Origin of the sequence: Geomonas ferrireducens, assembly GCF_004917065.1 — a bacterium.
GTDB classification, from domain to species: domain Bacteria; phylum Desulfobacterota; class Desulfuromonadia; order Geobacterales; family Geobacteraceae; genus Geomonas; species Geomonas ferrireducens.
The window spans coordinates 603,942-622,688 of record NZ_SSYA01000003.1 but is presented as its reverse complement, the minus strand read 5'-3'; the positions used below and the strand labels follow the sequence as shown (position 1 = coordinate 622,688).

Genomic DNA, 18,747 nt, shown 5'->3' with positions numbered 1-18,747 from the left:
GTGCGGCTAAGACATAGAGAACAGCAAAGCAGGATCAAAGGTTCTCTCTGTGTCTGGTCTGACAGAAAAGACAGTCTGCTAAGTAAGCGCAAATATATCCAGTATCAAGCCAAAATGGTAAAAAAAGCTAGCATAAAGGGCAAAGGGTGTCAAGGTTTTTGCCCTTTCTTATTAATCACTCGTCATTGAACCTGGCCATCTCACCGAGCTCCGGCGGGATGCCGAAGATCTGCGAGGCGAGCGTGGAGAGGTCGCCGCGCAGCTTGTTGAAATCATGGACCTTTTTATATTCCAACCGGGAGGTGAGGAGAATGACGAAGGTATCCGATACCGGGTCGATCCAGATCGAGGAGCCCGAGTAGCCGGTGTGCCCGAAGGAGACCCTCGAGAACCCCTGGCCGCGTGGTGCCGAGAAGGGAGATGAGATGTCCCACCCGAGGCCGCGAACGACGAGTCCGCCGCGCGAGAAATACGGAGCGGTCATCTGGTCCACGGTGCGCTGGGCGAGCACCCTCTTGCCGTCGAGTACCCCCCCGGCGAGCATCATGCGGCAGAAGCGGGCAAGGTCGCCCGCGGTGGTGAAGAGGCCGGCGTGGCCGGCGACCCCGCCCAACTGGCGGCAAAGGTAGTCCTGTGGCTCCCCGAACAGGACCCGGTCGTCGCTGATGGTTCCGGAACAGCGCCCGGTCTCCCTGGGATGGAAGGAGGTGTCGGCCATGCCGAGCGGGCGGTAGAAGGATACCTGGGCGAAGAGGTCGAGGGGAGCACCGGTGGCGCGGCGCACAAGCTCGGCCAGGAGGATGAAGTTCAGGTCAGCGTAGCGGAAGCGATGCCCCACCTCCCCTTTCAGCTTCTGTGCGGCGGCGCCTTCGACGGCGCTCTGCATCGGGTTGGCACTGGAAAGGGGTATGTCGTCGAGCCCCGAGGTATGGGTCAGGAGGTTCATCACTAAGATGGCGTCCTTCCCCTTCCCGGCGAACTCCGGGAACCACTTGACGACCGGGTCCAGGAGGGAGAGCCTCCCCTCCTCGGCGAGTTTCAGCACCGACGGAGTGGTGGCGGTCACCTTGGTGAGCGAGGCGATGTCGAAGATGGTGGAAACGGCCATGGGAGGAGCGTCGGGAAACGGGGAGGTGCGCCCGTAGGGCTTCTCGAAGAGGATGCGGTCCCGGTTGCCGATGACCACGACGCCGCCGGCAATGAGATTGCGCGAGATGGCCTCGTTCATCAGCGAGTCGATGCGGGGCTGATCGCCGGCATGGGAATCGGTGGCGAAGACGATGACCAGCAGGATAAAGCAGATGCTTCTGATTAGGGGGCTAAGGCGCCCCCCGAAACGTGTGACTGATCTCAATGTGTACTCTCTTGCTGCGTTACCCGAACGTGACCGCTTCCAAGCTAGTTCATCCTGAAGCTAACCGATTTGAGAACCTTGCCTTCCCTGTCTACGGCGTCGCAGCGCCACTCGCCCGAGTTCCCCTTCTCCACCGCCTTGCGGCTGTAGGTGCGCCAGTGCGCCCCTTTAACCGGGAGCTCGTACTCGGCGACCACCTGGTCGTCCAGATACCACACCTGTTTGATCGTGGTGTCGGTATCCTCAGGTGCCGAGAACCTGGTGAAGCAGTACAGCGCCTTGACCGAGGTCGAGGAGATGCGCCGCACCGAATCGATGGGGTTTCCCTTGACGATCTTCGTGGTGACCGCCATCTCCGTTATCTTCAGGTCGCCCGCGCGCGAAAGGCCCGGTAAAGCGAGGGTGGCAGCCAATGCAGCGATGACGGGTAACATCCTGGTGCGGATCATTGTTCCTCCAGCAGCTTGTGGCGGAGAGTGGGATGCCGGCGTGCCGCCGGTGCCGCCCAGTGAGGCGGCGTCGTTTGCCTTTTAGGTCCGGTAATCCGCGTTGATGCGGACGTAGTCGTAGGAGAGGTCGCTGGTGAAAACGACGGCCTCACCGGCGCCGAGTTTCAGATCGATGGTGACGTGGAATTCCTTCTGCTGCAGGACGCGGGTCCCGGCCGCCTCTGCATCGCCGCCGGCGAAGACGCCGCCGGTTGCCATGACCACGTCGTCGAAGCGGATCTCCACCCTATCCTGCTGCACATCGGCACCCGAGTAGCCGATGGCGGCGATGATCCTGCCCCAGTTGGCATCCTGACCGAAGAAGGCGGTCTTAACCAGCATGGAGTTGGCGACGGCGAGCGCCGCCTTCTTGGCGTCGGCCTGGTTTGCCGCGCCTTTCACCCTGATCTCGACGAACTTGGTCGCACCCTCGCCGTCCTTGACGATAAGCTTCGCCAGGGAGAGGAGCACGTCGTGCAGGAGAGCGGCGAAGGCGGCACCTTCCGGCGTCCCCGCCTTGATCGCCGGGTTCTGCGCGGCGCCGTTGGCGAAGATGACCGCCGTATCGTTGGTCGAGGTGTCGTTGTCGACCGTGATCGCGTTGAAGGAGCCGTCCACCGCCTCGGTGAAGGCGCTCTTCAGGAAGGCGCCGTCGACTTCCGCATCGGTGACCAGGAAGGAGAGCATGGTGGCCATGTTGGGATGGATCATCCCCGCCCCTTTTGCGATCCCCCATATGCTGTACGGCTTCCCTCCGGCCTCGCCGATGCGGCGCTCGATCTTCTCGAAGGTATCCGTGGTCATGATCGCGCGGGCCACGTCATCGAGCGTGCCGTGGTCCAGGCCGTCGACGAGCGGCTGGATCCCCTTTTTGAAGCGCTCCATGGGGAGCGGCTGGCCGATGACGCCGGTGGAGGCGATGAGGAGTTCCTCGTCCGAGAGGCCGAGCGCCTCCGCGGTCCTTCTGCCGCACTCGAGTGCGTCGGCCATCCCCTGCTCGCCGGTGCAGGCGTTCGCGTTGCCGCTGTTCACGAGGAGGGCGCGGCACCTGCCGTTTTTGGAGCGCTCGCGCGAGATGAGGACCGGAGCCGCCTGCACCTTGTTGGTGGTGTAGACCGCCGCCACCTGGGCGGGGTAGTCGGAGAATATAAGTGCCAGGTCGAGCCGGCCCGGCTTCTTAATGGCCGCCTCAACGGCGGAGAAGCGAAAACCTTTCATAAATCCCCCAGAAACCGTTCAACGTTCAGCGTTCAACGTTCAACGGAGTTGGTCGCCCACCGCATCTCGGTGCGGTACTGCTAAAGCAACCAACACCGCTTTGAAACCGTTCAAGTCAACATTCTACGTTCGATAGAGCAGGTCACTCCGGACATCCGGCAGCGGTACGGGTCCCGCGCCGCCGGTAAAGGAAGGCAAGGTACCATGCCTTTTCATTGAACGTTGAACGCCGAACGTTGAACGTATTTAGATTACTTGCCGCAGCACTTCTTGTACTTCTTGCCGCTGCCGCATGGGCAGGGTTCGTTTCTACCCGCGTTGCGCGCACTTTTCGCGGTACCCTTCGACGCGGCCTCTTCCGCCTCCGGTTCGACGAGGTTGAAGACCATCTTCTGCTCCGGCTGCTCCAGCTCGTACTGGGCCAGATCCTCTTCCTGGCCGATCTGCACCCAGAAGATCTTCTCCACTACTTCCTGACGGGTGCGGTTCATCATGTCCATGAACAGCTGGTAAGCCTCGCGCTTGTACTCCTGCTTAGGATCCTTCTGACCGTAGCCGCGCAGGCCGATCCCCTCTTTCAGATGGTCGATGGAGAGAAGGTGGTCCTTCCACTGGGTGTCGATGACCTGCAGCATGATCACCTTGATCAGATGATCCATGAGCTCGTCACCGAACTCGGTCACCTTCTGGTTGAACCGGTCGCGGGTGCTGCTTCTCAGCGTATCCTCGAAGTTCACCGGGGTGATGCGATCGAAGAGCTCCGGGGTCAGATCGAGATGGATGCCGAACAGCTTGAATACGGTGTCGGTGATCCCCTGCCAATCCCACTCGCGCGCAGGGGTCCGGTCGATGACGAAGGCCTGCACCACGTCGGTGACGGTCTCGTCCAGCATCCCGGCGAAGCTCTTCCTGATCTCGTTGCCGGCGAGGATCTCCTTTCTCTGGGTGTAGATCACCTCGCGCTGCTTGTTCATGACGTCGTCGTACTCGATCAGGTGCTTCCTGATCTCGAAGTTGTGCGCCTCGACCTTCTTCTGCGCGTTCTCGATGGCGCGGGTGATCAGGCCGTGGGTGATCGCCTCACCCTCCTCGATGCCGAGCTTGTCCATGATCATGGAGACGCGGTCGGAACCGAAGATGCGCAGGAGGTCGTCCTGCAGCGACAGGTAGAAACGGGAGGAACCCGGGTCGCCCTGACGGCCGGAACGGCCGCGCAGCTGGTTGTCGATGCGGCGCGACTCGTGGCGCTCGGTGCCGAGGATGTGCAGGCCGCCCAGAGCGACCACCTCGTCGTGCTCCGCGGCGCACACAGGCTTGTGCTTATCCACGAGGAGATCGAACTGGCGCTTGTACTCGGCGAAGAGCAGCGGCTCGAGCTGATCGGTGTCGATGTCGAACCCGTTTTTCACGTGACGATCGACCACGGGGAAAACGCTGCCGAAGTCCTTCTCGAGCATGCCAAGGATCGCGGTCTCGTCCTGTTCCTCGTCGATCGCCTTTCCGATCGCCTCTAGAACCGCCTCGGTCTTCACCTCGGGGGTGCCGCCGAACTCCTGGCGGGCAAGCCCGTCGGGGTTACCGCCCAGAAGGATGTCGGTACCGCGGCCTGCCATGTTGGTGGCGATGGTGACCATCCCCTTGCGGCCAGCCTGGGCGACGATCTCCGCCTCCTTCTCGTGCTGCTTCGCGTTGAGGACGAAGTGCGGGATCGCTTCCCGCTTCAAGAGCTCGGAGAGCTGCTCGGACTTCTCGATGGAGATGGTGCCGACCAGGATCGGCTGCCCCTTCTCGTGCAGTTCCTTGATCTCGGCGATGACCGCGTCGAACTTCTCGCGCTCAGTCTTGTAGATGACGTCCGGGAAGTCCGGGCGCAGAAGCGGGCGGTTGGTCGGGATGACCACGACGTCCAGGTTGTAGATCTTGTGGAACTCCTCCGCCTCGGTGTCGGCGGTACCGGTCATGCCGGAGAGCCTTGCGTACATGCGGAAGTAGTTCTGGAAGGTGATCGTGGCGAGAGTCTGGTTCTCGTTCTCGATCTTCGCCCCTTCTTTCGCCTCGATGGCCTGGTGCAGGCCGTCGGACCAGCGGCGCCCCGGCATGAGGCGGCCGGTGAACTCGTCGACGATGAGGACCTCGTTGTCGCGCACCACGTAATCCACGTCGCGCTTGAACAGGGCGTGCGCACGGAGCGCCTGCTGGGTGTGGTGCAGCATCTCCATGTTCCTCGGATCGTAGAGGTTGTCGATCTTCAGGAGCTGCTCGACCTTCAGCACCCCTTCCTCGGTCAGGGTCGCGCTCTTCGCCTTCTCGTCGACGGTGAAGTCGCCGGTGTAGGTCTTTCTTTTGCCGGAGAGGGTGTTGGCCTCGACCTCGATCACCTCACCCTTCTTGAGCATCGGGATGATGCGGTCGATGATGTAGTACTTGTCCGTGGAGTCCTCGGTCGGGCCGGAGATGATGAGCGGAGTCCTCGCCTCGTCGATGAGGATGGAGTCAACCTCGTCGACTACGGCAAAATTGAAGGGACGCTGGACGTAGTCGGCCAGGTCGAACTTCATGTTGTCGCGCAAGTAATCGAAACCGAACTCGTTGTTGGTGCCGTATGTGATGTCGGCGGCGTAGGCCTCGCGGCGCTCCCAGTCCTCGAGACCGTGCACGATGACGCCCACGGAGAGCCCTAAGAACTTGTGGATGCGACCCATCCAGTCGGAGTCGCGCTTGGCGAGGTAGTCGTTCACGGTGACGACGTGGACCCCCTTGCCGGAAATGCCGTTCAGGTAGGAGGGAAGCGTCGCCACTAGGGTTTTACCCTCGCCGGTCTTCATCTCGGCGATCTTGCCGGCGTGAAGCACCATGCCGCCGATCAGCTGCACGTCGAAGTGGCGCATGCCGAGAACGCGCTTGCCCGCCTCGCGGCAGACGGCGAACGCCTCGGGAAGCATCGAGTCGAGGCTCTCCCCCTTGGCGTAGCGCTCCTTGAACTGTGCCGTCTTGCCGCGCAGTTCATCGTCGGTGAGCTTGACGGTCTCCGCTTCCAGCTGGTTTATGCGTTCCACGATAGGCCAGAGACGCTTCAGTTCCCGCTCGTTCTTGCTCCCGACAAACTTCTTTATAAGCGCGCCAAACATCTATGAAATCTCCTTAGCAGTCAAAACAGGATAAAAAAAACAGTGTACGCTACCATAAAAGTGAGAATCCCTCAACTGAAAAGGCGCCAGTCTTGCAGGGTTTTCCGGGTGTAATATCGCCCGACAGTCTCCCCACTGTTCGGCCACGCCCCCTACGTTTTCCCCGTCCCCGAAGGGGGAGGGCCAGGAGGGGGCGCGCAGCGTCCTGCCAAAACGTGCCAAAACCTGCCCGATGTGCCCCCTCCCCCTCCCGACCTCTCCCTCAAGGGGTGGAGCCGCCCCTTGCCCCGCCCGTGCGGACGTTCTTGCATTCCCCCTGACGCATCTCTATAATGGGCCGCCGGAAAAGGAGCCCAATGTACGTGGAAACAACGCCGTTTAACGAAGAACTTATCGATACCCACCTGATAGTCGACGTCCGCACTCCTCTAGAATATGTAGAGGACCACATCCCCGGAGCCATCAACGTTCCGCTGCTCACCGACGAGGAGCGGGTCGAGATCGGCATCCTGCACAAAGAGGACGGCCCCCACGCGGCGCGCCGCCGCGGCCTGGAACTCACCGCGCACCGCTTCCCGGCCATGGTGCAGGAGATCGCGGACGCCGCGGCAGGACGCCCCGTCCTCGTCTACTGCTGGCGCGGCGGCCTGCGCAGCAAGACCGTCACCGTCATCCTCGACCTCGCCGGCTTCAAGGCGACCCAGTTGATCGGCGGCTACAAGAGCTTCCGCCACGTGGTCGGCGAGTACTTCACCCCCTTCACGCCCAAGGCGCCGCTCGTCGTCCTGCACGGCATGACCGGCATCGGCAAGACCACCCTTTTGCAGCGCCTTAAAGAGCGCGGCCGCTCCACGCTCGACCTCGAGGGACTCGCCTGCCACCGCGGCTCGGCCTTTGGCCAGCTTGGGCTAAACCAGGACCTCACCCAGAAACGCTTCGAGACCATCCTCTGGGATGCCTGCCGCAGGGCGCCCGAAGGGGAGCCGCTCATCCTCGAGGGGGAGAGCGAGCGGATCGGGCGCGTTTCGCTCCCGGGCGACTTCTATCAGAAGATGGCGCAGGGGATCAGGGTGTGGTGCCATGCCTCGCTGGAAACCCGCGTCGCGCGTCTGATCGAAGAGTACGGCCTTCCCGAGTACAAGGAGGAAATGGCGACGGCGCTGCAGCGCATCAGGAAAAAGCTTGGGGGCAAGCGCTGCGATGAGCTCGGCGAGAATCTGGAGCGCTGGGAAATGGAAGAATTCATGAAGGGGTTGGTGATCGACTACTACGACAAGGTCTATTACAAAAACCGCACATGGGAGGCCGACTTCGACCTCTGCATGGAGGACTTCGACCAGGCGGCGCAGGAGCTGGAAGAACGCCTGGCGGCGCGGACGACGTAGCCGCCAGGAAGGCTTACCGCCTCCGCACCCGGTACTTCGCGAGGAGCTCCACCGGGTGGTAGGAGAGCTTCGCCTGCCTGAGCGCCTCCTCCCCCAAATCCTGCTCGCGGTTCAGATAGGTGCATTCGGTGAACAACAGGCGGGAGAACTCCCGGTCCAGGAGCTGGTACAGCCCCTCCATGAAGTTGTCTCCCTTCTCGAAGTGACACACCGCCGTCTCCCGGTTCAGCCGCTCACCGAGGGCAAAACCCCGCACCACCCCTTCCACCAGCACCACGACCCCGGAAAGCCCCAGCTCACCATGCAGCCTGAGCGCCTCCGCGCACCCCTCGACCTCGCCCCGCACCGACCCGGCGGGGGCAAGCTCCATCTTCACCCTCCCCCACTCCTCGAGAAGCGCGAGTGATCCCGCCACGTGCCGCTCCGCGAAGAGCTCCACCTCGTGGCGGTGCCGGTTCACGAAGTAGTTCACCCGGTTCTTTTTCTTGTGGTAGAGCTTCCCGCTTAGCTGCGCCATCTCCTCTTTCACGTGAAGGTAGTCGAAATTGTTGCGGTCCGGCACCGCCTCGAAGCGCTCCGATGGGAGGTGGCGCGCGAGAAAAGCGTCGTCTGCGCCGTAAAGCGTGATCCCTTCATCGAGGAGCTTCAGGGCGGCCGCGTTGACGTCGCCGCCGAAAGGTGGAAGGAAGTAGGGGGTGCCGTCGTAGCCCCGCCCGAGCGCGAGGACGGCGTCCCCCACTCTGGTCAGGCGATATTCGTGCGCCTTGCGGAAAAGGTAAAGGTTTGCGAAGGTGAGTTCCGAGACGCGCGGCTGCAGCTCGGAAAAAAGCCGGTCCAGGAGGGATTTGTCTTCAAGCGTGATGCCCCGCGAGCCGGGATATTGCGGAATCTCCATGGCGCTCTCCGGAAAAAATTTGTCACAGTATACTCATTTTTTTGCAGAAATGCGAAAAAATGACTGGCATTTGCCATACCGTATACGGTAGTATCGCCGTTACACTGTCAGCAGTGTTTGCAAAAAAGTGTTTGTCTAGTTGCAAAGCCAGTAAACACCGGGATAGACGCGCTAACGGCACACGAGATAGTTTCCACCATTTGCGCAAAAAGAAAACCCATTTTTCGGGGGAGCCGTGCAGAGATACCTCTTCGACTTCATCAACAACCTGAAGCTGCGCTGGAAGATGGTGGTTCTGGTGCTCCCCCTTGTGATCATCCCCATCTTCCTCGTGGGTGGGATCATCGGTTATATCTCGACCAAGCAGGCCTACCTCGGCATCACCCAGACCAGCAAGGACGACCTGCAGCACATGGCCTCCTTCACGGTCGACCTTCTGAACTCCCACTACCAGCAATTCCAGGTCTACAAGCAGGACAAGGAGAAATCCTTCCACGACGAGCTGCAGACGGTCACCGAACTTGCCTACAACGTCGTGAAGAGCCAGCAGAACCTCCAGAAAACCGGACGGATGGACCTGAAGACGGCCCAGCGCGAGGCGCGCAACGCCCTCTTGAAAGTGAACGTCGGGAAGACCGGCTACATCTACGCCATGGACAGCCGCGGCGAACTGAAGGTGCACGTGGCGCAGGAGGGGGCAAACGTCTTCGACAGCCGCGACGAAAGCGGGCGCTACTTCATCAGGGAGATGATCGAAAAGGCGAAACGCTCGAAGACCGGCGAGATCCTGTATATCGTCTACCCCTGGAAAAACGCGGCGCTCGGGGACAAGACGCTGAGAAAGAAGATGGTGGCGTACCGCTACTTCAAGGAATGGGACTGGATCATCGCCGCCGGCGGCTACCTCGAGGAGACCTACGAGGACGTCGCCTTCGAGCGGCGCTCATTCGAGGCGCTCAAGGAGAAGATCAAGAGCAAGAAGGTGGGCAAGACCGGCTACATCTACGCCATGGACACCTCGGGGAACTTCATGATCCACCCCACCGGGGAGGGGAAGAACTTCCTGAACGCCACCGACTCGAACGGGCAGCACTTCATAAAGGAGATGTGCGAAAGGAAAAACGGCTGGATCCGCTACCCCTGGAAGAACAAGGGGGACGAGGCGCCCCGCATGAAGATCGTGCGCTACGAGTACTTCGAGCCGTGGAACTGGATCGTTGCGGTGGGGTCCTACGAGGAGGAGTTCTACCAGGAGGCGAACGCGATCAAGGGTCGCATCCTCGAGAGCATGGTGGTGCTCACCATCCTCGTTTCGGTGCTGGCGGTGTTCATGGTGCTTTTGGCCTCACGCGTTATGACCGAGCCGATCAGCCGGATGATCGAGGTGATCAGGAGGGTCAAGATGGGGCGGCTGGACGAAACCATGCCGGTGGACTCGGAAGACGAACTGGGCGAACTGGCCACCGCCTTCAACCGCATGACCAAGATCATCAAGCACAACAAGGAGCTCGAGGCAAACCTCGCCCAGCAGGGGAAAATGGCGTCGCTCGGCGTCCTCTCATCCGGTGTGGCGCACGAGATCAACAACCCGCTCGGCGTAATCCTGGGCTACGCCGCCTACATCGAGAAGAAGCTGACGCCTGAGGACCCGAACTACAAGTTCATCCACGAGATCAAGCGCGAGAGCAAGCGCTGCAAAAAGATCGTTCAAGACCTCCTCTCCTACGCCCGGACCCCGCAGCCGGTACTGGAGGAGACCAACGTGAACGACCTTCTGGAGCAGATCGTCGACTTCGCGGCGAACCACACCGACATGCATCACGTGACGGTGCAAAAGAGCTTTGACCTCTCCCTGCCGCGCGTCATGGTCGACGGCGACCAACTGCGCCAGGTGGCCATAAACCTGATCCTGAACGCTGGCGCCGCCATGCAGAGAGGGGGCGAGCTCGTGGTGAGCACCGCCGCAGTGGGAGACGAATGGGTTTGCCTCAGGTTCCGCGACAACGGCGCGGGAATCTCGCCCGAGCACATCGAGAAGATCTTCGAACCCTTCTTCACCACCAAGGTCAAGGGGACCGGCCTCGGTCTCGCGATAACCAAGCAGATCGTGGAGCAGCATCACGGCAAGATCGAGATCACCAGCGAGATGGGGGTCGGCACCACCGTCGAGGTGAAGCTTCCCATCAACAGGGACGAATACTGCTAGGAAACGCCGCGCCGCGCGCGGATAACGGAGTGGCACCATGACGAAAAAACGGGTGATGTTGGTCGACAACGAGGAGGGGCTTTGCCGCATGATGGAGGCGGTTCTCTCCGACAACGGCTACCAGGTCTCCGCGTTCACGAGGAGCTTCGAGGCGGCCGAGTCCTTTCAGGCCGGGCAGTGGGACCTCCTCGTCACCGACATCAAGATGCCGGGGATGGACGGGCTCGAGCTCCTGCAGAAGGTGAAACAGAAGGACCCGGCCATCCCGGTGATCATGGTCACCGCCTACGCCACGGTGGAGATGTCCATCCAGGCCCTGAGAAAGGGGGCCTACGACATGCTCACCAAGCCGTTTGAGCCCGAAGAGCTTTTGTACCGGGTGAAGAACGCGCTGCAGCACACCCGGCTCATGGAGGAGAACCGCGAACTGCGCGAGGAACTCGTCGGGCGCTTCAACTTCGGCAACATCATCGGCGCATCTAAGGCCTTAAAGGAGGTCCTCGAGCGGGTGGAGAAGCTCGCCGTGCGCGACACCTCGGTGCTCATCACCGGCGAGTCGGGAACCGGCAAGGAGCTCATCGCCCAGGCGATCCACTACAACTCACCCAGGAAGGAGAAGAAGTTCGTCGCCATCAACTGCGGCGCCCTCCCCGCCTCGCTTTTGGAGAGCGAGCTCTTCGGCTACAAGAAGGGGGCCTTCACCGGCGCCGCCGAGAACCGGCGCGGCCTTCTGGAGACTGCCGACGGCGGGACACTTTTTCTCGACGAGGTGGGGAACCTCCCCATGACGGTGCAGAAGACGCTGCTGCGCTTTCTCCAGGAGCAGGAGTTCAACCGCCTGGGAGACCCCACCCCCACCAAGGTCGACGTGCGCGTACTCTCCGCAACCAACGCGGACATGAAACAGGCGGTGAAGGCGGGAGAGTTCCGCGAGGACCTCTTCTACCGCCTGAACGTGGTCAACATACAGCTGCCTCCGCTCAGGGAGCGACGCGACGACATAGCGCTCATCGCCGCCCACTTCATCTCGCTGCAAAACGCCAAGTTCGGCACCCACATAAAGGGGCTCGCCCACGACGCCATGGAGGCGGCGGTTGATTTTTCCTGGCCCGGCAACATCCGCCAGCTGAAGAACGTGATCGAGGCCTGCATCGCCATGGAAAGCAGCGACTACATCACCCTGCCGGTGCTCTCCCAGTTCATCGAGGTGATCCCTTCCGAAGGGGGCGCCGAGGCAGCGGCCGATGAAGGGGACTACTCGAGGGCGCTCATGCGTTTCGAGACCGAATACCTAAGAGGCCTCTTGCGCAAGAACCAGGGGAACGTGGAGGCCGCCGCCAAGGAAGCGGGGACCAACATGGCCACCATCTACCGCAAGATCAAGAAGTACGGCATCAGGAAAGAGGAGTACAACAGCTAGCCCTGCCGGCGGCGCTTCTTTTTGCATCTTTGCGAAAAAGGGCGCCGCCACACTTGCAGCCCTGCAAATTCATTAGCCCCGCCGCGCATCCAGCAGCCAACCCGTCGATATCCCGCACCTTTACACGAAACAAGGGAAAAAGCCCTTCTAAGCTGCCCGTCGGTAACCGCGCCCCTCCCCTTCTCGCTTTCTTCGCGTTTTTGCGAAAAGATGTCCGCGCAAGCTCCACCGCGCCCCCGCCCCACGATGCGATAACTCACCGGTTTAAAAGCGTTTGCGGTCCGATGATGCAGGTAAACGCCAAATTGGTACGGCAGTTGCTAATCCTGTTTACGTCACCCCTTTCTTGCCTGAGTGCGTCTGCTTTGAAAAAGGAATAGAGGTCTTATGCAGGAAACAAAGGTCTGCCCCTTCTTCGGCAAAAATGACGATTACTGCGACGTAGGCTGCGGCTACATCTCGCCGCACGACGTGAAGCAGATCATCATGTTCTGCAGCTGCCGATTCAGGGAATGCCTGAAGTACCAGGAGCTCTCGGACCGCGTTCCGGTCGGAAAGCTCGATCCGAAACTCTGCCTGGTGTGAATCGACGGGTTCTGCCAGGCGGACGGATCACCCCTTAGTCCACTGTGCTTTGTTGTAAAAGGAGAACGGCGATGAGTGAAAAAGAACTTGAACTGCTCGCTAGACTCGAGGAACTGGAACGGCACACCTGGCGCAACAGCGCGATCCTGCGCGCCGTCGCCATGGTAGCCTTCACCGCGCTGATCGGCATCGTGGTCGCTTCAGGCGTTGTAGGTGGCGGCCGCGGCAGCCACTGGTCCGGCCCGGCCTGGAACACCATGTGGCTCTACGGCCTTTTTGCGGCGAACGCGGTCTCCATGTTCTGGACCACCCACAAGGAATAGCCCAGGGCGTCGATGCGGAGGAACTTCACATGCCGATGAAATTGACAAACGTGATTCTTCTTTTGGTCGTCGTCGTGACCTGCGCCGTCTTCTCGCTGCGCATCTTCCAGGGGCTGGACGAGATGATGGGGGAGCAATACTGGGTCGTAGATACCACCCAGGGGGACCACGGCTGGTACGCCATGGGCCTTCTGCCGCACGTGAAGAAAGTACCGAAGGAAGTGGTCCAGGCGGTAAACACCGATCCGGACCGCGACGACAAGTACGTCATCTACGCCCAAAACGGCGACTTCGCCGGCAACTCAGTCTACGGCATCTGTCTCGGCATCCCGCTCATCATGTACCTGATCTGGTTCGCCTTCATCCTGGGCTTTCCCGACCGCATCGATCCCTATCTGCTGCCACGGCGCATCTTCACCCTGACCGTCATCATCATGTGCTCGGTGATCGTCAACCTCTTTTTGATGCGCATCGCCGCCGACTTCGCCCGGGACCCCATGTCGCGCATCGCCAACGTAGCCGGCAACCACGCCTCGCTCCTCTTCCACAACGCAGGGATCTGGTTCGCAATACTCTTCTCGGCCCTCGGCACTCCGAACCACTCCATGCGCGAGACCGCAGCGCCGGACAGCCGCAACTGGCAGACCCAGGCGAACGAGAAGTTCAACTGGATGTTCGTGCTCCTCTTCGCGGTTACCATCCTCGAGGTGGCGCTCGTCAAGAACAAGCTTGCCCTTCCCGACGCGGCGGTTGACTACTCGGTCTGGATCATCCTTGTCGTCATCTTCATGCGGATGTTCGGCTTCTCCCCCAAGTACTGGGTAAAACGAGGGCGTGGCATCGCCATCATGGTGGCGGGGACCCTGCTCACCCTCCCCGTCTTCTACCTGCTGGAACGCGCCACCGGGACATTGGGCGCCGGCTTCGCCTCCCCGATCCTCACCAAAGCCCTCGGGCCGGAGAACGCCAACATAGGCCTTTCGCTCATGGTTTCTATCTACCTCATCTTCTGGATGGAGTTCGCCGCGGCAATTCGGATGAACGGTCCGGCTCGACCACTGTCATTGGGGCGTAGATAACAGCTAGTTGATGTGAAAGAGACAGAATAAAGGGGGATACCGGCATTGGCATCCTCTTTTTTTATTATGAAAAGTTGCATTGACATTTATCTAATAAAACGCCGCAACAATACCCGCCATTAAGCACCACATCCGATCAGTAGAAAGTTCAGTCCTCTTTTTTACTCCATCCTCATAGCACTTTTTTCAGTCTTACCTGAGCCACAAAGGACAGTCATCAATGCGGCAATCGGACCTATCTCGATCCGTCAGGGTTCTTCAATTGCCGTGCCCCTCCCTTAAAGATACATACTAATTTTGCCTTTTTGAGGTTTTATAGTATCCAGCCATGCTCAGAAAGGCGCGAGATTGAGTTGCCTGAAATGTCTGACACAACAATGCGACAGCGTTTGAGTGAGCAGCAAAACAGCCACACAAAAGCTGCCGAACGGCACACGAACGTCGGTTAACACAACAATAATAAAAAATAATTTACCACGCGTTTCCAGATTTAATCCCGTTATATCGAAATGTTACGAGTGACCAGATAAGAGTTTTTCGCCTTTTTTGCCGATCAAAATATTTAGAACGCTGTTTATTTTTATTGTACATTTGTCATACGTGTGGTACAAGAAATACACGTATACGCCAGATGAAAAACCGGTTCACCGGAGGCTAGCGGAAACGTCGGCACAAAACAGGTTTAAAAGATACGCAAAAACGACAACATGGCGTTTTTTGAATCAAAACAGAACGCTTTAACAAAATCTAGCAAAACAGCATAGAGAATTTTGGAAACGAAATCGGAAAGAGAAAGGGGGATTTATCGAAGAGTAGGAACAACAGGGGCGGGACGCCGCCGCGCAACGCATCTTACCCTAGAAAGGAGTGACAACCATGGCAGAAAGACAGTACGACTGGAAAGCAATTGCAAAGAATCCTAAATTCGTGGAATTACATCACAAGAAGACGGCCTTCCTTTTCGGATGGTGGATTTTCTCCTGCGTGTACTATTTCCTGCTCCCCATCGGGGCGGCGTACACACCGGGGCTCTTCAAGGTCAAGATCATCGGCGTAGTCAACTTCGGGTACATTTTCGCGCTTTCCCAGTTCTTCGTCTCCTGGGGGATTGCACTCTACTACTCGCATGTCGCCAACAAGGACTTTGACCGGTTGACCAGGGAACTGATCGACGAATTACATCTCTAGGAAAGGAGGACAGGACATGACCATCAAGAAGATATTCATAGCAGCCAGCTTGGCCCTCTCGGTAGCCGCAGCCGCCTACGCTGAAGAGCAGAAGGCACCGGCAGCCGGCGCAGCCCCGGCGATGAGCGCACCTGCAACCCAGGGAGCACCCGCCGCGACGGCCGCAGCACCCGCGCCCAACGCAGCCGCTTCAGTGGCCACACCTGCCCCCGCCAAACCGGCACCGGCAAAGAAAGAACTTAAAACGAACAGGACCATCACCATCGGGATGTTCCTCGTCATCATCGCCATCACCATGGGGGTCGTCGTCTGGGCCGCCAAGCAGACGAAGACCGCATCGGACTTCTACGCGGCGGGGGGCGGCATCACGGGAACCCAGAACGGCTGGGCCATCGCCGGCGACTACATGTCGGCAGCCTCCTTCCTCGGTATTTCCGGCCTCATCTCGCTGTACGGCTATGACGGCTTCATGTACTCGGTCGGCTGGCTGGTTGCCTACATCACCGTGCTCCTGATCGTTGCGGAGCCCTGCCGTAACGCGGGCAAGTACACCCTTGGCGACATCCTCTCCTTCAGGACTTCGCCCAAGCCGGTGCGCGCCTTCGCCGCCATCTCCACGGTCGCCGTCTCCACCTTCTACCTCACCGCCCAGATGGTCGGTGCGGGGAAACTGATGGCCCTTCTGATCGGCATCCCCTACAAGATGTCCATCATCGGCGTCGGTATCCTGATGGTCGGGTACGTCGTCTTCGGCGGCATGGTCGCCACCACCTGGGTCCAGATCATAAAGGCGGGCCTCCTCATGGCCGGCGCCTTCCTGCTCTCCGTCCTGGTCATGGTCAAGGCCGGCTTCAACCCGATCGGCTTCTTCTCCACCATCGTGGCTAGCCCGGAGATCCAGGACCACGTATCCAAGTTGGTGCTCAAAGACGGCGTCATCCTCTCCGGCGTGGACGCAGGCCAGCGCTTCCTCGAACCCGGCCTTTACTTGAAGAACCCGCTTGACCAGATCTCCCTCGGTATGGCACTCGTGCTCGGCACCGCCGGCATGCCGCACATCCTCATGCGCTTCTTCACCGTGCCGACCGCACAGGCCGCACGTAAATCCGTCATCATCGCGATGTTCATCATCGGCGGCTTCTACATCCTGACCACGCTGCTCGGCTTCGGTGCCGCTATCCACCTCACCCCGCAGGGGATCACCTCGGTAGACCCGGGTGGCAACATGGCGACCCTGATGCTGGCTCAGCAGATGGGTGCCGACATCGCCCCGATCGTCGGCGACCTCTTCCTCGCCTTCCTGTGCGCCGTCGCCTTCGCCACCATCCTTGCCGTGGTCTCCGGCCTGGTACTCGCGGCCTCCGCGGCCATCGCCCACGACATCTACGTGAACGTGATCAAGGACGGCCACGCCGACCAGCACGAGCAGGTCTTCGCGGCTCGTCTCACCTCCTTCGTGGTAGGCGCCTGCGGCATCATGATCGGCCTCGCCGCAGAGAAGCAGAACGTCGCCCACCTGGTGGCGCTGGCCTTCGCGGTCGCCGCCTCCGGCAACCTGCCGGTCGTCATCCTCTCACTGTTCTGGAGGAAGTTCAACACCGCCGGCGTCATCTCCGGCCTCCTGGTCGGCACCGTCGCCTCCATCGCCCTGGTGATGGTATCCCCCAACATGACCTACCCGAAAGTGGTCGCCGAAGGCGCCAAGAAGGTGATCGTGGCCATGGAGAAGAAACAGGCGGCACTCCCGGCAGGCCAGAGCCTCACCGAGAAGGACGCGAAGGCGCTCGCCAAGGCCAAAGTGGACGCACAGCAGACCGGCACCTCGATGGTAGGCCTCGACAAGCCGCTCTTCACCCTGAAGAACCCGGGCCTCATCTCCATCCCGCTCGGCTTCATGGCCGCCATCCTGGGCGCCCTCGCCTTCCCGAACAGGCGTTCCGAAGATATGTTCGACGAGGTCTACGTCCGCCAGAACACCGGTTTGGGTATGGCTAAGGCAGTCGAGCACTAGCAACCGGCATCAACGCAGTAAGGAATTGGGGAAGGGAAACCTTCCCCAATTTTTTTGCCCGCACTCCAATCCTTCCGTGTCCTTTGCCGGAGAAGAAAACCTTGGAAGCCGTCAAAAGTGACCGCGATTCAAGCAAAACAGTTTTACATCCCCGTTTTTTTCTGTAGAATCGCCACAGAACACATTAAAGAGGTGGCCGCACATGCCGCATCAGATCTTCCCACCGGAGCCAAGCGACGGGGAACTCCTCGAGGAGTTGCTGGGGGAGGTGCGCGCCTACCTGCCGCTTCTGGACCGCGAGGAGATGAAGCTCCTCCTCTCCGGGCTGGTGCAGCGGACTTCGGATGAACTCGGCAGATTCAGGATCTGCTCCGGACGAGAGGAGAACCTGGTCGAGCGGGTAAAAACCGAGACCGATTACGCCGCACTGCTAAGCCTCCATGAGGAGCTGAACGCCCTCGAGATGGAGCGTTTCCTAAGCTTCTACTCCGTCCCCTCGCTGCACGAAAACTGCACCTGGTACCGCGACGCCCTCGCCCGGCGGGCTCTCGAGCTCGTTGCGGCCGAGTTCCCCTCCCCGCCGCCGGTCCCCTTCGCCCTGATCAGCATGGGAAGTGACGGGCGTGAGGAGCAGACCCTCATCACCGACCAGGATTACCTCATCGTCTACGCCGACGATGGGGGTGAGGAGGCGGACCGGTACTTCGCCGAGTACAGCCGGATCCTCGTCGAAAGACTTGCCGAGATCGGCTTCAAGAAGTGCACCGGCGGGATCATGCCCTCCAACGACAACTGGCGCGGCTCAATCTCGCAGTGGCAGCGCCGCCTGCACGCCATCGTGCGCTACGAGGCCGAGGACTACGGCAAGAACCTCATGGACCTGATCGTCCTCTCCGACGCCAGGTACGTGGCGGGAGACGAGGAACTTGCCGGCCGGTTGGTCTCCCTGATCCGCTCCCTTTTGCAGGACTACTTCATGGCGCTTTGGGGGATGGCCAAGGCGGCCACCGAGATGAAGCTCGCCCTCGGATTTCTCAAGCGTTTCTGGACCGAGGGAAGCGGCGAGCACAAGGGGGCCTTCAACCTGAAGCTCCTCGCCTGGGCGCCGCTCGTGATGAACGTGCGCATCCTGGCGATCAACCAGGCGATCCCTGCCACCTCGACGGTGCGAAGGATCGAGCTTCTGGAGCAGGAACACAGCTTCTCGGCCAACATGGCGCGCGGGCTCGTCGCGGCCTACCGCATCCTCACCAAGCACCGCATCCTGCTCCAGATAAAGGTCATCAAGGGGATCCAGAAGGACGCCTACTACCTGAACCCGTACTCGCTCCCTTCAGACGAGCGGGAGCGGATGCGGCAGGCGCTCCTTCTGATCGAGGACTTGCAAAAGACGATACACACGAACTTCTCCATACTCTAGAGCCGTCGCACCCGACGCCCTTTCGGCGTCCACCGCGGCGGTCGCGC

At 60.3% G+C, this 18,747-nt stretch carries 14 protein-coding genes; 9 read left to right on the top strand and 5 right to left on the bottom strand.

All coding sequences use genetic code 11. The features are described 5' to 3' along the window. Positions 1-175 precede the first annotated feature (175 nt). The 4 genes from E8L22_RS18565 to secA form a co-directional block, all read right to left on the bottom strand. Positions 176-1,312 (bottom strand): serine hydrolase domain-containing protein, encoded by a 1,137-nt coding sequence (locus tag E8L22_RS18565; protein ID WP_136526912.1) that lies wholly within the window; start codon positions 1,310-1,312, stop codon positions 176-178. A gap of 86 nt (positions 1,313-1,398) precedes the next feature. After that, positions 1,399-1,803, bottom strand: coding sequence for a DUF2914 domain-containing protein (locus E8L22_RS18560; RefSeq protein ID WP_136526597.1), 405 nt, complete (start codon positions 1,801-1,803; stop codon positions 1,399-1,401). 81 nt (positions 1,804-1,884) lie between these two features. Continuing rightward, the gene (gene argJ, locus E8L22_RS18555) at positions 1,885-3,060 is read right to left on the bottom strand and encodes a bifunctional glutamate N-acetyltransferase/amino-acid acetyltransferase ArgJ (protein WP_136526596.1); all 1,176 of its coding nucleotides are present in this window, start codon (positions 3,058-3,060) and stop codon (positions 1,885-1,887) included. 251 nt (positions 3,061-3,311) lie between these two features. Next, positions 3,312-6,188, bottom strand: a complete 2,877-nt coding sequence (secA, locus tag E8L22_RS18550; protein WP_136526595.1) for a preprotein translocase subunit SecA — start codon at positions 6,186-6,188, stop codon at positions 3,312-3,314. A gap of 362 nt (positions 6,189-6,550) precedes the next feature. On the opposite strand from secA, the gene mnmH reads away from it, so the two are divergent. Then, positions 6,551-7,573 (top strand): tRNA 2-selenouridine(34) synthase MnmH, encoded by a 1,023-nt coding sequence (mnmH, locus tag E8L22_RS18545; protein WP_136526911.1) that lies wholly within the window; start codon positions 6,551-6,553, stop codon positions 7,571-7,573. Positions 7,574-7,586: 13 nt separating this feature from the next. On the opposite strand, the gene E8L22_RS18540 is transcribed toward mnmH, so the two are convergent. Next, positions 7,587-8,468, bottom strand: a complete 882-nt coding sequence (locus E8L22_RS18540; RefSeq protein WP_136526594.1) for a DUF2156 domain-containing protein — start codon at positions 8,466-8,468, stop codon at positions 7,587-7,589. Positions 8,469-8,703: 235 nt separating this feature from the next. Here E8L22_RS18540 and E8L22_RS18535 point away from each other — a divergent pair, with 235 nt between their 5' ends. From E8L22_RS18535 to E8L22_RS18500, 8 genes are all read left to right on the top strand, one after another. After that, positions 8,704-10,674 carry a cache domain-containing protein gene (locus E8L22_RS18535; RefSeq protein WP_136526593.1) on the top strand — a complete coding sequence of 657 codons (1,971 nt, stop codon included), beginning with the start codon at positions 8,704-8,706 and terminating at the stop codon, positions 10,672-10,674. A gap of 37 nt (positions 10,675-10,711) precedes the next feature. Continuing rightward, the gene (locus E8L22_RS18530; RefSeq protein WP_136526592.1) at positions 10,712-12,094 is read left to right on the top strand and encodes a sigma-54-dependent transcriptional regulator; all 1,383 of its coding nucleotides are present in this window, start codon (positions 10,712-10,714) and stop codon (positions 12,092-12,094) included. Between the two features lie 387 nt (positions 12,095-12,481). Continuing rightward, a complete protein-coding gene (locus tag E8L22_RS18525) occupies positions 12,482-12,679 on the top strand; it encodes a hypothetical protein (RefSeq protein WP_129127680.1) in 198 nt (65 codons plus the stop codon). Between the two features lie 71 nt (positions 12,680-12,750). After that, positions 12,751-13,002: a hypothetical protein gene (locus E8L22_RS18520; protein ID WP_129127679.1), complete on the top strand. Its 252-nt coding sequence runs from the start codon at positions 12,751-12,753 to the stop codon at positions 13,000-13,002. 29 nt (positions 13,003-13,031) lie between these two features. Next, positions 13,032-14,081, top strand: a complete 1,050-nt coding sequence (locus E8L22_RS18515; RefSeq protein WP_136526591.1) for a hypothetical protein — start codon at positions 13,032-13,034, stop codon at positions 14,079-14,081. A gap of 876 nt (positions 14,082-14,957) precedes the next feature. After that, complete coding sequence (locus E8L22_RS18510; protein ID WP_129127677.1) at positions 14,958-15,269, top strand: DUF485 domain-containing protein; 312 nt, start codon at positions 14,958-14,960, stop codon at positions 15,267-15,269. Between the two features lie 16 nt (positions 15,270-15,285). Then, the gene (locus E8L22_RS18505; protein WP_198420189.1) at positions 15,286-17,280 is read left to right on the top strand and encodes a solute symporter family protein; all 1,995 of its coding nucleotides are present in this window, start codon (positions 15,286-15,288) and stop codon (positions 17,278-17,280) included. 202 nt (positions 17,281-17,482) lie between these two features. Next, positions 17,483-18,700 (top strand): DUF294 nucleotidyltransferase-like domain-containing protein, encoded by a 1,218-nt coding sequence (locus tag E8L22_RS18500; protein ID WP_136526590.1) that lies wholly within the window; start codon positions 17,483-17,485, stop codon positions 18,698-18,700. Positions 18,701-18,747: the final 47 nt, after the last annotated feature.

Excerpts from the sequence above, each read along its gene's own strand:
- E8L22_RS18560 (WP_136526597.1), bottom strand. The coding sequence starts at position 1,803 with ATGATCCGCACCAGGATGTTACCCGTCATCGCTGCATTGGCTGCCACC.
- argJ (WP_136526596.1), bottom strand. The coding sequence starts at position 3,060 with ATGAAAGGTTTTCGCTTCTCCGCCGTTGAGGCGGCCATTAAGAAGCCG.
- secA (WP_136526595.1), bottom strand. The coding sequence starts at position 6,188 with ATGTTTGGCGCGCTTATAAAGAAGTTTGTCGGGAGCAAGAACGAGCGG.
- E8L22_RS18540 (WP_136526594.1), bottom strand. The coding sequence starts at position 8,468 with ATGGAGATTCCGCAATATCCCGGCTCGCGGGGCATCACGCTTGAAGAC.
- E8L22_RS18530 (WP_136526592.1), top strand. The coding sequence starts at position 10,712 with ATGACGAAAAAACGGGTGATGTTGGTCGACAACGAGGAGGGGCTTTGC.
- E8L22_RS18525 (WP_129127680.1), top strand. The coding sequence starts at position 12,482 with ATGCAGGAAACAAAGGTCTGCCCCTTCTTCGGCAAAAATGACGATTAC.
- E8L22_RS18520 (WP_129127679.1), top strand. The coding sequence starts at position 12,751 with ATGAGTGAAAAAGAACTTGAACTGCTCGCTAGACTCGAGGAACTGGAA.
- E8L22_RS18515 (WP_136526591.1), top strand. The coding sequence starts at position 13,032 with ATGCCGATGAAATTGACAAACGTGATTCTTCTTTTGGTCGTCGTCGTG.
- E8L22_RS18510 (WP_129127677.1), top strand. The coding sequence starts at position 14,958 with ATGGCAGAAAGACAGTACGACTGGAAAGCAATTGCAAAGAATCCTAAA.
- E8L22_RS18505 (WP_198420189.1), top strand. The coding sequence starts at position 15,286 with ATGACCATCAAGAAGATATTCATAGCAGCCAGCTTGGCCCTCTCGGTA.
- E8L22_RS18500 (WP_136526590.1), top strand. The coding sequence starts at position 17,483 with ATGCCGCATCAGATCTTCCCACCGGAGCCAAGCGACGGGGAACTCCTC.